The sequence below is a fragment of the Azospirillum sp. A26 genome (assembly GCF_042604635.1).
In the GTDB taxonomy this organism is placed as follows: Bacteria; Pseudomonadota; Alphaproteobacteria; order Azospirillales; family Azospirillaceae; genus Azospirillum; species Azospirillum palustre.
This window is the reverse complement of sequence record NZ_CP170473.1, coordinates 2,049,142-2,063,182: the sequence shown is the minus strand read 5'-3', so window position 1 is coordinate 2,063,182 and position 14,041 is coordinate 2,049,142. Positions and strand designations below refer to the sequence as shown.

Here is a 14,041-nt window from a genome sequence, read left to right as displayed (position 1 = left end):
CTCACTTCGCCGCAAGCGTCGGGTCGTCGTACCGCTTCACCAGCACCGGCACGCGGCTGGCCCCGTCATAGCAGACGATGACGGCGGAATGGGCCATGTTGCCCTTGCCGTCGGACTTGTAGGTCATGGCGAGGCCCCGGAACGTCTCGGCGGACAGCGCCTTGCGGATGGCGTCCGGCGACCGGGCGCCGGCCTTCACCGCCTCCAGCACCATGGTCATGCCGTCATACTGGCCGAGCGCGAAGGCGTCCGGCTCCTTGCCGAAGGCGGCGCGGTAGGCGTCGGTGAAGGCCTTGACCTCCGGCGTGCCGCCCGAGATCGGCGATGCCGCGGTCTCGGCACAGACGCCATTCAGCTCCGCCGGTTCCAGCAGGGCGGCGGTGCTCGGCTGATGCATGGCGGAGCCGGCGACGATGGGCAGGGTCACGCCGCTGGACGCCGCCTGCCGCAACAGCAGCGCGGTCGGGCCGGAATGCAGGTGCAGGACCAGCACGTCCGGCTTGGCGGCGAGCGCCTTGGTCAGCACCGGCAGCAGATCCTTGGCCGCCGGGTCCACCCCCTCCTCGAAGACGGGCGTGACGCCCAGCGCCTTGAAGGCGGCGTCGAGATGGGCCTTGCCGCTCTGGCCGTAGGCGGTGGTCTGGTAGATGACGGCCGGTTGCCGCTTGCCCAGCTCCTCCACCACATAGCGGGCATGGGCGGCCTTGGTCACGGCGTCGCCGGGGAAGAAGCGGAAGACCCAGGGATTGCCCTGCTCGGTGATCGAGGCGGTGCCCGACACGGTGACCAGCGGCAGCTTCAGCTCGCCCGCCAACGGCAGCATCGCCAGCATCTGGGTGCCGAGCATGCTGGCGGCGACCGCGCCCACCGTGCCGCGGCCGGCCGCGCGCTCCAGCGCCGTCACCGCCGCCTCGGGCGAGGTGCCGGTGTCGACGACCTCCGAGGCGATGGCGACGCCGGCCGGTGTCTGCTTCAGCGCCAGGACGGCGCCGTTGCGCTGGCTGGTGCCCTCCAGCGACAGGAAGCCGGTCAGCGGCACCAGCACCGGGAAGGACAGCGTGTCGTCGGCACGGGCGGCGGACGACAGACAGACGGACGACAGGCAGGAGGATGCGGCCAGCAGGCCGATCAGAAGGGAAAGCGTGCGCCGCATGACCGAAAACTCCTCGACACGCGCCGGCGGTTGGGGCGACGCGGAGGGGACGGGGCGCTTTGCAGCAGCTTTCAGCGGGTCCGTCGGGTTCCGGTCGGCTCCCTTCGCCGGCATGACCCGGATCAGGTTCGATGGGTGTTGTCTCAGCCCCCACGGTTGCCGAACCGGCATCCGCATGAGGCACCCCAGCCGTGAACAGGCGGCGAGAGTGTCGCCGCCGGCCCCGTCCTGTCAAGAACCCAACCGGCGGCGCGCCACCATGGTTTCACGATGCAGGATGTAGAGCCCGCTGCCGATGATCACCATGGCGCCGGCCAGGACCGGCACCGTCGGCAGGTCGCCGAACACCAGCCAGCCGAACAGGCTGGCCCAGACCATGCCGGTATATTCGAACGGCGCCACCACCGCCGGCGGCGCGCGGCGGAAGGCCTGGGTCAGCAGGACCTGTGCCCCAGCGCCGATGGCCCCGACCAGCGCCATCAGCCCCAGCGCGAAAGCGGTGGGCGCCGTCCAGACCGGCACGGCCAGCGCCCCGCTGACCAATGTCGTCGTCAGCAGCAGGTAGAGCACGATGGACGCGCTGGTTTCCGTCCGCGACAGGCCGCGCACGGCCAGTGCGGCCAGCGCATAGAACAGGGCGGCGCACAGCCCGACCAGCACCGGCACCAGCGGCGCCCCGGCCGACGGCTGCGCCATCACCACCACGCCGCTGAACCCGACCACCACGGCGGCCCAGCGGCGCCAGCCCACCGGCTCGCCCAACAACGGCGCCGACAGCGCGGTGATGAACAGCGGACCGGCGAAGCTCAGCACATAGACGTCGGCCAAAGGCAGTTCGCGGAAGGCATAGAAGAAGCATCCCATCGAGATCAGCCCGGCGAAGGCGCGCCACACATGCCCCAGGGGCCGCCGCGTCCGCATCGCCGCGATCCCGCCGCCGCATGTCAGGGTGTAGCCGCCCACCAGCAGAAAGGCGACCAGCGAGCGCACGAACATCAGCTGCGGCACCGGGTAATCGGCGGTCAGGAACTTGATGAGCGTGTCCATCGCCGCGAACAGCAGGATGGCGCCCAGGAAGCAGCCGACGGCATAGGGAACCGAATCGGCCTCGGCAGGCAGCAGGTCGGCGGTTTCGGCGTCGGTCATGGACTCGGTTCGGAACGGCAATGGCGGGAGCTGCCCACATTATGGGCAAATGCGCCCGCGTCCCAATGCCGCAACCGCAGGTCTGGTAGGCGCAGCCATACTTAAAGGTTGGCTCGGGCGCCCCCCTTCGCCTCACCGCGTCAGAACCATCACCAGCCGTTCGACCGGCGCATCGTTCACCAGATGCGAGTCGACGATCTCGTCGATGTCCTCCGGGGTTTCCGGCCGGTACCAGATGCCGTCCGGATACACCACCATCAGCGGCCCGGCGGAACAGAAGCCGAGGCAACCGGTCATCGCCATGCCGACATCGGTCAGGCCCTTGCCCTGGATTTTCTGATCGAGCCGCTGCCACAGCGGATGCGCGCCCTTGGCGGCGCAGCTGCCGCGCGGATGGCCGGGCGGACGCTGCTGGGCGCAGCAGAAGACGTGGTGACGGAAGGTCTGCGGGATGTCGAGCGGCATCGGCGATGCTCCATAGCCATAAAATTTCTATGGGTAAGAAGCATGCCAGAATGCTGCGTTGCGGCAAGACTTTTTGTAATCCTTCCAACTCCAGGCGGCGCTTGGATTCCCGGCACCATGAAATGCTTGGTCGGCAGAGCATTGGCGGTTAAGAATCCCCGGCAAGGGGCAATCCAGGAGACGCCGGTGCTGCTGAGCGGATCGGGGAAGGGCCAGCCGGGCGCGGTGCCGGGCTGGGTCGGGTATGCGCTGCTGCCGGTTCTCAACCTCGTCGCGGCCTTCGTGCTGTCGGGGCTGGTGATCCTGGTGATCGGCGAGAACCCGGTGGACGTGCTGTCGCTGCTGCTGTCGGAGGCCCTGGGATATCCCGAGGCCATCGGCTACACCCTCTATTACACCACCGACTACATCTTCACCGGGCTGGCGGTCGCCATCGCCTTCCATTGCGGGCTGTTCAACATCGGCGGCGAGGGGCAGGCCTATCTGGGCGGGCTCGGCGCCGGGCTGGTGGCGCTGGCGCTGACCGGCTGGCCCTGGCCGGTGGTGGCGGTGCTGGCGGTGCTGGCGTCAGCCCTGTTCGGCGCCGCCTGGGCCTTCATCCCGGCCTGGCTCCAGGCCAAGCGCGGCAGCCACATCGTCATCACGACGATCATGTTCAACTTCATCGCCGCGTCGATCATGACCTGGCTGCTGGTGGACGTGCTGATCCGCCCCGGCAGCCAGTCGCCGGAAACCCGCGAGTTCGATCCCGGCGTCTGGCTGCCGTCGATGGACCGGGCACTCGGCTGGTTCGGCATCTCCATCCCGGCCTCGCCGCTGAACCTGTCCTTCCTGTGGGCGCTGGCCTGCTGCCTGCTGTTCCACATCTTCCTGCGCCGCACCCGCTGGGGCTACGAGCTGCGCACCGTCGGCCGCAACGAGCGGGCGGCGGTCTATGCCGGCATCTCGCCGGCGCGCAACATCGTCATCGCCATGCTGATCTCCGGTGCGCTGGCCGGCTTCGTCGGCGTGAACGAGATCCTGGGCGTGCAGCACCGGGTGATCCTGAACTTCACCGGCGGCGTCGGTTTCGTCGGCATCGCCGTGGCGCTGATGGGGCGCAACCATCCGGTCGGGATCATTCTGGCGGCTCTCCTGTTCGGTGTTCTGGCGCAGGGCGGCGGCCAGCTGTCCTTCGAATACCCCACGATCAACCGCGAGCTGGTGATGGTCATCCAGGGTCTGGTCATCCTGTTCGCCGGTGCGATGGAGAACTTGTTCAAACCGCAGGTGGAGGCGCTGTTCCGTCGCCGCGGCAGTGCCGCCGCCGATACGGGGAGGGGCTGAGCGATGGAAGACGCGCTGCTTCTGGCCTTGCAGCTGCTGGGCGCCACCATCCGCGTGGCGACCCCGCTGGTGCTGGCCGCCTTCGCCGGCATGTATTGCGAGCGGGCCGGCGTGGTCGACATCGGGCTGGAAGGCAAGATGCTGGCCGGCGCCTTCTTCTCCGCCGCCGTCGCCTCGGCCACGCTGAACCCGTGGCTGGGGCTGCTGGCCGGCATCGCCGCCGGGGTGGCGCTGGCGATGGTCCATGGCTTCGCCTGCATCACCCACAACGGCAATCAGGTGGTGTCGGGCATGGCGATCAACATCCTGGTCGCCGGGCTGGCGCCGACGCTGGCCTATGCCTGGTTCCAGCAGGGCGGCCAGACCCCGCTGCTGCCCAATCAGGCGCGCATCCCCGCGGTGGAGCTGCCGGGGGTGGAGGCGCTGTCCGGCATCCCGGTGCTGGGGCCGGTCTACCGCGAGCTGCTCAACGGCAACAATGTGCTGATCTGGGTGACGCTGGTCCTGGTGATCGCCACCCATTGGGTGCTCTACCGCTCCCGCTTCGGGCTGCGGCTGCGGGCGGTGGGCGAGAATCCGGCAGCGGTCGACACCGCCGGCCTGTCGGTGGCGACGCTGCGCTATCAGGCGCTGCTGGTCACCGGCGTGCTGACCGGCATGGCCGGCTCGTATCTCTCCACCGGCCATGGCGCCGGCTTCGTCCGCGACATGACCGCCGGCAAGGGCTATCTGGCGCTGGCGGCGCTGATCTTCGGCAAATGGCGGCCGGGCCCGACCCTATTCGCCTGCCTGCTGTTCGCCTTCACCGACGCGGTGCAGGTCCGCCTCCAGGGCGTCGTCCTGCCGGGCATCGGCGTCATCCCGGTGCAGTTCATCCAGATGCTGCCCTATGTGCTGACCGTCCTGCTGCTGGCCGGCTTCGTCGGCAAGGCCATCGCCCCCAAGGCGAGCGGCATCCCCTATGTGAAGGAACGCTGAGCCGATGGCCGACACCGCAGAGCTGCCCCAACTGATCGAAGCGGCCCGCGCCGCGCGCGAGAATGCCCACGCCCCCTATTCCAAGTTCAAGGTGGGTGCGGCGATCCTCGGCGAATCGGGCCGCATCTTCGCCGGCTGCAATGTGGAGAACGCGGCCTACCCGCAGGGACAATGCGCGGAATCGAGCGCCATCGGCGCCATGGTCACCGCCGGCGACCGCCGCATCCGCGCCATCGTCGTGATGGGCGGCGAGGCGGGCGCGGAGGAGATCTGCACCCCCTGCGGCGGCTGCCGCCAGCGCATCCGCGAATTTGCGGCGCCGGACACGCCGGTCCATATCTGCGACCCGGCCGGCCTGCGGCGGAGCTTTCCGCTGGAAACCCTGTTGCCCGAATCGTTCGGCCCCACCAATTTAGCCTTCTGAGCGGAGTTTCCCGACATGACCGCAGCCCGCGCCGCCGCGGACATCCTACACCGTGCCTCCGGCCATCGGCCGCGGGTCGGCATCGTGCTGGGCTCCGGCCTGGGCGGCATCGCCGACCGCATCGCCAACGCGGTCGCCATCCCCTACACCGACATCGCCGGTTTCCCGATCCCCAGCGTGTCCGGCCATGCCGGGCGGCTCGTCGTGGGGCAACTCGGCGGCGTCGAGGTCGCCTGCATGCAGGGCCGCGTCCATGCCTATGAGGGCAACGGCTTCGATGCGCTGAAGACCGCGGTGCGGGCGCTGAAGCTGGCCGGCTGCGACACGCTGGTGCTGACCGCCGCCGTCGGCTCGCTGCGGCTGGAGGTCGGACCCGGCCGGCTGATGGCGATCAGCGACCATCTGAACCTTCTGGCCAGCAACCCGCTGACCGGCCCGAACGACGAGGCTTTCGGCGAGCGCTTCCCCAGCATGACCGACGCCTGGAATCCGGAGCTGCGCAGCCTGCTGAAGGACGTCGCCGCCGGCCTGTCCATCGATCTGGCGGAAGGCGTCTATGCCGCCTATCCCGGCCCGTCCTTCGAGACGCCGGCCGAGGTGCGGATGATGAAGCTGCTGGGCGCCGACGCGGTTGGCATGTCCACCGTTCCCGAATGCATCGTCGCGCGCCATTGCGGCCTGCGGGTTGTCGGCTGCGCCGTCGTCACCAATCTGGGCGTCGGGCTCGGCGACGGGCCGGTCGACCACCACCAGACCCTGACCGCCGCCTCGGCGGCAGCCGCCGACCTGGAGCGCCTGCTGGTCGGCTTCCTCGAACGCCTGCATGAGAAGGACGGGTCCCGGTCATGAAACTGTCTGCCGACCTGCAAAGCGCGCTGGACGCCAGCGCCAACGCCCCGTCCGACGCCGATCTGGCGCGCCGTGCCGTGGGCATGCTCGATCTCACCAGCCTGAACGGCGACGACAGCGACCGGGTGGTGCAGGAACTCTGCGCCCGCGCTGTCACGCCCATCGGCCCGGTCGCCGCGGTCTGCGTCTGGCCGCGCTTCGTCCCCACCGCGCGCAAGGCGCTGGACGGCACGCCGGTGAAGATCGCCACCGTGGTCAATTTCCCGACCGGCGAGGCCGACGCCGCCTCGGTGGCGGCGGAAACCCGGCGGGCCATCGCCGACGGGGCCGACGAGATCGACGTGGTGCTGCCCTACAAGGCCTTCATCGACGGGGCCCGCACCCAGCCGATGAATGTCGTGAAGGCCTGCCGCGAGGCCTGCGGCGACAAGGCGCTGCTGAAGGTGATTCTGGAATCGGGCGCCTTCCCCGATGCCGACCTGCTGGCCTGGGCGTCGCGCGACGCCATCGCCGCCGGTGCCGACTTCCTGAAGACCTCCACCGGCAAGACGCAGCCGGCCGCGACCCTGTCGGCCGCGGCGGTGATGCTCGACAGCATCTATGAATCGGGCAAGAAGGTCGGCTTCAAGGCATCCGGCGGCATCCGCGACGCGGTGGAGGCGGCACGCTATCTGGCGCTGGCCGACCATATCCTGGGGGATGGCTGGGCGACGCCGCAGACCTTCCGCTTCGGCGCTTCCAGCCTGCTCGACGCGCTGCTGTCGGCGGCCGGTCATGGCGAGCGGGACGGCGAACGGGAAGGCGAACGCGAGCCGGCCCCGGCGGGAGGATACTGAGGCATGCTTCCGCAGGAAATCGTCCGCGCCAAGCGCGACGGCCAGCCGCTCGATGCCGCCACCATCCAGGACTTCGTCCGCGGCCTCACCGACGGCCGCGTGTCGGAAGCCCAGGCATCGGCCTTCGCCATGGCCGTCTTCTTCCGCGGCATGAGCCTGGACGAACGGGTGGCGCTGACCCGCGCCATGCGCGATTCGGGCACGGTGATGGAGTGGAAGTCCTTGGGCCTGCCCGGCCCGGTGATCGACAAGCATTCGACCGGCGGCGTCGGTGACAAGGTCAGCCTGATCCTGGCGCCGATGCTGGCCGCCTGCGGCGGTTTCGTGCCGATGGTGTCGGGTCGCGGTCTCGGCCACACCGGCGGCACGCTCGACAAGTTCGAGAGCATCCCCGGCTACCGCGCCAAGCCCGACAACGAGCTGCTGCGCCGGGTGGTGAAGCAGGTCGGCTGCGCCGTGATCGGCGCCACCGACGACATCGCCCCGGCCGACAAGCGGCTCTACGCCATCCGCGACGTGACGGCGACGGTGGAATCGCTCGACCTCATCACCGCCTCGATCCTGTCGAAGAAGCTGGCGGCCGGGCTGGACGCCCTGGTGATGGACGTGAAATTCGGTAGCGGCGCCTTCATGCAGCGCTTCGAAGATGCCGAGGCCCTGGCTGACAGCATCGTCACCGTGTCGAAAGGGGCCGGCCTGCCGGCGGTGGCCCTGCTGACCGACATGAACGAGGTGCTGGGCCGCAGCGCCGGCAACGCGCTGGAGATGCGCGAATGCCTCGCCATCCTGCGCGGCGAGCCGGCCGAACCGCGGCTCTACGAGGTGACCGCGGCGCTGGCCGCCGAACTGCTGGCGCTGGCCGGACTGGCACCGGACGCTGCGGCGGGCCGCGTCCTGGCCGACCGCTCCATCGCCAGCGGTGAAGCGGCGGAACGCTTCGCCCGCATGGTGGCGGCGCTGGGCGGGCCGGCCGACCTGCTGGAGCAGCCCGACCGCCATCTTGAAAGCGCCCCCATCGTCCGCCCGCTGTTCGCCGAGCGGGCCGGCTTCGTCGGCGCCATCGACACCCGCGGAGTCGGCATGGCGGTGGTGGCGCTGGGCGGCGGCCGGACCAAGACGACCGATGCCATCGACTTCGCGGTCGGCTTCGACGGGGTGGCCGGGCTGGGCGACGCGGTGGGGCCGGGCGACCGTCCGCTGGCGATCCTGCACGCCCGCAACGAGGCCCAGGCCGACGAGGCGGAACGCCGCCTGCGCGCGTCGGTCACGGTGACGGACACCGCGCCGGTCCGCGGACCGCTGATCGCGAAGCGTCTGGGGTGAGAGACAATGCCCTCTCCCGGAACAGGAGAGGGCGAATTCTCGGTCGGGACGCTACCGCCGGAACAGGAACTCGCGGCCGACCTTCACGCGGCGCTCGCCGTCATACTCGATGATGTCGGCGGTCGCGTAGGTTTCGGTCCAGCGTTCGGGCAGGTAGCTGCCGGTGCCGATGATGTCCACTGGCGCGTTGGCTTCCGCCATCAGCCGGCACTTGGCCGGGCCGAAGCCGCTGCTGGCGACGATCTTCACCGCCGGGAAGCCGGCATCGTCCAGCCTTTCGCGCACATAGTGGATCGCCGCCGCCGACACGCCGGTGCCAATCAGATAGCGCAGCTGCGTCTCGTCGCGATAGCCGCGGATGGCATGCGGCGCATGGCGCTCCAGCACGGCGTAGGAGCCGGGCGGGTCCAGCCCCTCGACGAACCGGCCGCCGGGGGTGTCGAGCCGCAGCGACAGCTTGCCCTGGGCGGCCAGCTGCGGGAAGCGGCGGCAGACTTCCAACCCGTCGGTGATCTCACGGCCGAAATAATCGACCAGAACGGTCAGGCCGAGGTCGGGGAAGGTCTCGTGGAACATCTCCGCCGCGCGCACCGTCGATCCGGCATAGCCGATCAGGGCGTGCGGCATGGTGCCCATGCCCTTCTCCTGACCGAAATAGGGGGCGGTGGCGTCGGTGGCGTTGCCGATGAAGCCCTTGGCCCCGACCTTGCGCTTGGCCCGGTCGGAGCCGACGGAGGCGGCATAGGCCATCATCTCCGCCATCTCCGTCCCGGCGCAGTGGCGGGCATCCATGGCGAGGAAGGCGACCTTCGGCAGGTCGGCGCACATGGTGAAGGCGTTGTAGGCGGCGACGCTGGCCGGGCCCAGCTTCTGCAACAGGATCGTCTCGCAATCGACCAGATGGTAGAAGGAGCCGGTGATGTACATGATCGGCTCGCCGGCGCCGACCCATTTGCCCTCGGGATAGTTCAGCTCGATCTGGAAGCTGGTGTTGCGTTCGCGCGCCACCGCCTCCAGCCATTCCACCGCAAGGCGCGGGGCACAGACCACGGGACGCCGCATGAAGATGGCGTAGGTGACGGTCTTGTCGCCGAATTTGCCCACCGCCTCCTTGGTGCGGCGGAAATAGGTGTCCGTCCAGTCGGGAACCGAGGCGGAGGACGGGAGGAGAGCCGTCGGCCCCTGTCCACCCTTCCGGCTGCCGGCCGCCTGGTTGCCAGCTGAACGGTTGTCGGTGTCACTCATACCCGTCACCCTCGCCTTTCGCCCCTGTCGGCACATGGCCCTGCACATGAGTCCACGCATCGGTCTGCGCATGGCGTTCACAGTGCTTCGTCGTCGCCGGCCCGGCCCCCGAACAGGGCAGCCGGACGGTTGTGTTGAAATCCCAGCATTATACGTCCCGGCCGGACGGGGGAAGAGCCTTCCCGTCCGGGCGACCCGCCGCGGATGGCTGCGTTGCGTTTTCCGCGGGAAGCCGGATTGCGGCCGTCACGGAATAGATCGGCTGCCGCCAAAGGCCATGTCCCAAGTCAGCAGTTGAAATCCGGCCGCCCATCGACAATCAAAGAAAAAATCCAATAAAATACCTTTATTTGACCTACCACTTCCGCGCTTTTAAGGTTTCAAGCATCGGTTCGTCGGCAACATCCAGGCAGAGCGGAATGAGCAAGGCAGCGATGTCCGCGGAATTGGAGTTCGCCGGATCCAACAGGAACGGCCTGCCCTCCTTCGATGGCACCGGAAACCGGATCGTCCTGGCCTTGCTGGGGCTGATGCTTGCCTTTGCCGGCGCCGGGGTCGGCGGTGTGCTGCTGCTGCGTCCGGTTCCCGCCCAGGGCGCCCATCCCCCGGCACGGGTCGAGGTTTCACCGGCCGTCTATGCCGCCCTGCCTACCCTGACGATCACGCTGAACGACGGCCGCCGCTTGCAGGAGTTGCGGCTGCGCGCCGTGCTGGAATTCGATCCGGCAACCCCGATGGAGGCGGTGACACCCCACCTGCCGCGCATCGCCGACGCCATGGGCCGGCGCCTGCTGGAGGTCGATCCGGCCGAACTGCGCGGGGCCGACGGGCAGGTCTACATCAAGGACGCGCTGCGCTACGTCGCCAACAAGACCATGCGCCCGCTGAAACTTCGACAAGTCCTGATCCAGGACATGCTGCTGCGCTGAGGGCGCGCTTCCCAACGCCCCGCACCTCCCCATATGCTGCCGGTCCACAGTGAACAGGCCCCGACCGATCGCAGGAATCGTCCGGGGGAATTGTTTGCAGGATCAGGGTCCAGTTGCGGAAGGAGACGGCCGTGGCCGAGTTCGATTTCGACCTCTTCACCATCGGGGCAGGGTCCGGCGGCGTCGCCGCCAGCCGGCGCGCTGCGTCCTATGGCGCCAAGGTGGCGATCTGCGAGGGCAGCCGCGTCGGCGGCACCTGCGTGATCCGCGGCTGTGTGCCGAAGAAGCTGCTGGTCTACGCCGCCCAGTTCCGCGACGGTTTCGAGGACTCCGCCGGCTATGGCTGGAGCGCGCCCATGGCGTCCTTCGACTGGGAAACGCTGATCGCACGCAAGGACAGCGAGATCGACCGGCTGAACGGCATCTACATCACCATGCTGAAGAACTCCGGCGTCACCCTGTATGAGGGGTTCGGCCGGATCGTCGACCGCCATACCGTTGAGGTCGACGGCAAGCGCTATACCGCCCGCAACATCCTGATCGCCACCGGCGGCTGGCCGACGCTGCCGCAGGTCGAGGGGATGGAGCATGCCGTGACCTCCAACGAGGCGCTGCATCTGGAAACGCTTCCCCACTCCGTCCTGATCATCGGCGGCGGCTATATCGCGGTGGAGTTCGCCAGCATCTTCCGCGGTCTGGGCGCGGAGGTGACGCTGATGATCCGCGGCGACGATCTGCTGAACGGCTTCGACGACGACATCCGCGTCGCCCTGGCGCAGGAAATGCGCAAACGCGGCATCACCATCATCTCGCGCTGCAAGCCGGCGAAGCTGGAAAAGGGGGCCGGCGGCTATACTCTGACCGACCATATGGGCCGCGAGCATTCCGCCGGTCTGGTGATGGCCGCCACCGGCCGCCGCCCGAACACGAAGAATCTGGGCCTGGAAGAGGTCGGCATCGCCCTGGACGAGGCCGGCGCGATTTCGGTCGACGAGTGGTCGCGCACCTCCGTCGACAACATCTATGCCATCGGCGACGTCACCGACCGCATGGCGCTGACCCCCATCGCCATCGCCGAAGGCCGCGCCCTGGCCGAGACGCTGTTCAACGACAACCCGATGCACATCGGTTACGACAATGTGCCGACCGGCGTGTTCTCCCTGCCGCCGCTGGGCACCGTCGGCCTGACCGAGATGCAGGCACGGGAAAAGTTTGCGAAAGTCGACATCTACAAGGCCGGCTTCCGCCCGATGAAGCACACCCTGTCCGGCCGGGACGAGCGGGTGCTGATGAAGCTGGTGGTGGACGGTGAAAGCCAGCGCGTGCTGGGTTGCCACATGATGGGCATGGACGCGCCCGAGATGATGCAGGCCCTGGCAATCGCGATGAACTGCGGTGCCACCAAGCGCGATTTCGACCGCACCATCGCCCTTCATCCCTCCACCGCGGAGGAATTCGTGCTGATGCGCGAAAAGGCGGAGCCGGAAAAGACGATCTGAACGGACAGCCCCACCGCAAGGCGGCGACGGGCCGTCCGCAACTGGACCATGAGCGGAATCCTCCGCTCATGGTCCAGTTGCATGCCAATAAGGACCGGAAATCCCTGGACCTTGGCCGATTGTGGTACCTACCATGGTGGTACGAATAATTTTCCCAGGGAATGGCTCCAAACATGCGTGGAATTTTTGCAGCGGCTGCCTGCGTTGCGGCGTTCGCCTCGGTCGGCGCGGCTCATGCTCAGACCAAGATCGGCGTCTGGGACGTCAAGATCGACAAGGACTGCGCCATCACGCAGGAGTGGAAGACGGACTCGAAGGACACCGCGACCATCGCCCTGGCCTACACCAACAAGGGCCAGGCGATGGTTCTGATCTTCGGCGATTCCGCCTGGAAGCTGAAGGAGAAGGAAGATCTCTCGATCTCCCTGTCGGTCGATAAGAAGTGGAGCGACAAGGTTCCGGGCGCCGCCATCGACAAGACGATGGCCGTCGTCGGCATCCCGGCCACCTCCAAGGCGATCGACGCCCTGATGAATGGCCGCGAGCTTTACATGGAGATCGACGGCAAGGGCGACGATTACGCCTACACCTATTACCTCGACGACACCCGCAAGGCGATCTCGGCCCTGGAAGCCTGCCGCGCCCAGGCGCAGTAAGCCTCCCCGGCACTTATCGGTGCTTGTCAGCAAAGGCGCCCACCCGGATGTGAAAAACCGGGTGGGCGTTTTTGTTCCACGACCAGCTTCTATACGGAAGGCAATCGTTTCCACCGCCGTTGTGATCCATCCGGCATAACACTCCGAAACAGGCATTCTTCCTGGAACGCTTCTAAAAATCCTGGGTTGAGGACATGAAGCGATCCGGTCCGGACCCGGTCGCGCCGATCCGCGGCCCCCCGCAAGGCGGGCCATCTGACCCAGGAGGAATTCCTCGCATGTTCATGCACAACAAAAAGCTCATGTACACGGTCCGCGTGTCCGAGCCGAATCCGGTGCTCGCCAGCCTGATGCTTGAACAGTTCGGCGGCCCGCAGGGCGAGCTGGCCGCGGCCATGCGCTATTTCACCCAGGGTCTGGCCGATGAGGATCCGGGCCGCAAGGACCTGCTGATCGACATAGCGACCGAGGAATTGAGCCACCTTGAAATCATCGGCTCCATCGTGGCGATGCTGACCAAGGGCGCCAAGGGCAAGCTGGCCGAGGGGGCGGAGGCGACCGCCGACCTGTACGCCAACATCACCCAGGGCAATGGCAGCCACACCCTGTCGCTGCTGTATGGCGGCGGTCCGGCCCTGGTGAATTCGGCCGGGCAGCTGTGGACCGGCGGCTACATCGACAGCATCGGCGAACCGACCGCCGATCTGCGCTCCAACGTCGCGGCGGAAGCGCGTGCGAAGATCATCTACGAGCGCCTGATCAACGTCACCGACGATCCCGGCGTGAAGGATGCGCTGGGCTTCCTGATGACCCGCGAGATCGCCCACCAGAAGAGCTTCGAAAAGGCGCTCTACGCCATCGACAACAACTTCCCGCCGGGCAAGCTGCCGGGCAAGCCGGAATACACCGACAAGTATTACAACACCAGCCAGGGCGAGGGCGACATGCGCGGCCCCTGGAACCAGGGCGCCCAGTGGGAGTTCGTGGACGTCAAGATGGGCGACGCCCCGGTCAACGGCGGCGACGGCAACCCGACGGTCAAGCTCGCCGCTTCGGAACTGGCGGCGGTCAACGCCGTGGCCGCCCGCACCATGTCGAAGCCCGACTCCGATCCGCTGACCGGCGCCGACCTGGGCGCCGGGCCGGGCGCCGGCAAGACCAAGAGCACCACCTGAGGCTAATGGCGGGGGCTGATAAGCGGCTCCTCGGGCA

At 68.0% G+C, this 14,041-nt stretch carries 14 protein-coding genes and 1 riboswitch; of the genes, 10 read left to right on the top strand and 4 right to left on the bottom strand.

All coding sequences use genetic code 11. The features are described from left to right. Window position 1: 1 nt before the first annotated feature. The 3 genes from ABNQ39_RS23375 to ABNQ39_RS23365 all read right to left on the bottom strand — a co-directional run bounded on the left by ABNQ39_RS23375 (window position 2) and on the right by ABNQ39_RS23365 (window position 2,764). Entirely contained in the window at window positions 2-1,153 is a 1,152-nt protein-coding gene (locus ABNQ39_RS23375; RefSeq protein ID WP_376961005.1) for an ABC transporter substrate-binding protein, read from the bottom strand. Between the two features lie 82 nt (window positions 1,154-1,235). After that, window positions 1,236-1,351, bottom strand: a riboswitch (TPP riboswitch). A 33-nt stretch (window positions 1,352-1,384) separates the two neighbouring features. Continuing rightward, window positions 1,385-2,299, bottom strand: a complete 915-nt coding sequence (locus tag ABNQ39_RS23370; protein ID WP_376961003.1) for a DMT family transporter — start codon at window positions 2,297-2,299, stop codon at window positions 1,385-1,387. A 132-nt stretch (window positions 2,300-2,431) separates the two neighbouring features. Continuing rightward, window positions 2,432-2,764 (bottom strand): (2Fe-2S) ferredoxin domain-containing protein, encoded by a 333-nt coding sequence (locus ABNQ39_RS23365; RefSeq protein ID WP_376961001.1) that lies wholly within the window; start codon window positions 2,762-2,764, stop codon window positions 2,432-2,434. A gap of 186 nt (window positions 2,765-2,950) precedes the next feature. Here ABNQ39_RS23365 and ABNQ39_RS23360 point away from each other — a divergent pair, with 186 nt between their 5' ends. The 6 genes from ABNQ39_RS23360 to deoA are packed head-to-tail and all read left to right on the top strand — an operon-like array spanning window position 2,951 to window position 8,500. After that, entirely contained in the window at window positions 2,951-4,090 is a 1,140-nt protein-coding gene (locus tag ABNQ39_RS23360) for an ABC transporter permease (RefSeq protein ID WP_376960999.1), read from the top strand. 3 nt (window positions 4,091-4,093) lie between these two features. Further along, window positions 4,094-5,068, top strand: coding sequence for an ABC transporter permease (locus tag ABNQ39_RS23355; RefSeq protein WP_376960997.1), 975 nt, complete (start codon window positions 4,094-4,096; stop codon window positions 5,066-5,068). 4 nt (window positions 5,069-5,072) lie between these two features. Beyond that, a complete protein-coding gene (gene cdd / locus ABNQ39_RS23350) occupies window positions 5,073-5,492 on the top strand; it encodes a cytidine deaminase (RefSeq protein ID WP_376960995.1) in 420 nt (139 codons plus the stop codon). A gap of 15 nt (window positions 5,493-5,507) precedes the next feature. Next, on the top strand, window positions 5,508-6,341 hold the full coding sequence (locus tag ABNQ39_RS23345) for a purine-nucleoside phosphorylase (RefSeq protein WP_376960993.1): 834 nt from the start codon (window positions 5,508-5,510) through the stop codon (window positions 6,339-6,341). Further along, complete coding sequence (deoC, locus tag ABNQ39_RS23340; RefSeq protein WP_376960991.1) at window positions 6,338-7,177, top strand: deoxyribose-phosphate aldolase; 840 nt, start codon at window positions 6,338-6,340, stop codon at window positions 7,175-7,177. Before ABNQ39_RS23345 ends, deoC begins: the two co-directional genes overlap by 4 nt. Before the next feature lie 3 nt (window positions 7,178-7,180). After that, window positions 7,181-8,500 carry a thymidine phosphorylase gene (gene deoA / locus ABNQ39_RS23335; RefSeq protein WP_376960989.1) on the top strand — a complete coding sequence of 440 codons (1,320 nt, stop codon included), beginning with the start codon at window positions 7,181-7,183 and terminating at the stop codon, window positions 8,498-8,500. A gap of 51 nt (window positions 8,501-8,551) precedes the next feature. Here the strand turns inward: deoA and ABNQ39_RS23330 are convergent, their stop codons facing one another. Then, on the bottom strand, window positions 8,552-9,745 hold the full coding sequence (locus ABNQ39_RS23330) for a nicotinate phosphoribosyltransferase (protein WP_376960987.1): 1,194 nt from the start codon (window positions 9,743-9,745) through the stop codon (window positions 8,552-8,554). Between the two features lie 434 nt (window positions 9,746-10,179). Between ABNQ39_RS23330 and ABNQ39_RS23325 the strand changes: the two genes are divergently transcribed. From ABNQ39_RS23325 to ABNQ39_RS23310, 4 genes are all read left to right on the top strand, one after another. Continuing rightward, entirely contained in the window at window positions 10,180-10,674 is a 495-nt protein-coding gene (locus ABNQ39_RS23325; protein WP_376960985.1) for a flagellar basal body-associated FliL family protein, read from the top strand. A 131-nt stretch (window positions 10,675-10,805) separates the two neighbouring features. After that, window positions 10,806-12,173 (top strand): glutathione-disulfide reductase, encoded by a 1,368-nt coding sequence (gene gor / locus ABNQ39_RS23320; protein WP_376960983.1) that lies wholly within the window; start codon window positions 10,806-10,808, stop codon window positions 12,171-12,173. 173 nt (window positions 12,174-12,346) lie between these two features. After that, complete coding sequence (locus ABNQ39_RS23315) at window positions 12,347-12,829, top strand: hypothetical protein (protein WP_376960981.1); 483 nt, start codon at window positions 12,347-12,349, stop codon at window positions 12,827-12,829. Between the two features lie 278 nt (window positions 12,830-13,107). After that, window positions 13,108-14,004 (top strand): manganese catalase family protein, encoded by an 897-nt coding sequence (locus ABNQ39_RS23310; protein WP_376960979.1) that lies wholly within the window; start codon window positions 13,108-13,110, stop codon window positions 14,002-14,004. Window positions 14,005-14,041: the final 37 nt, after the last annotated feature.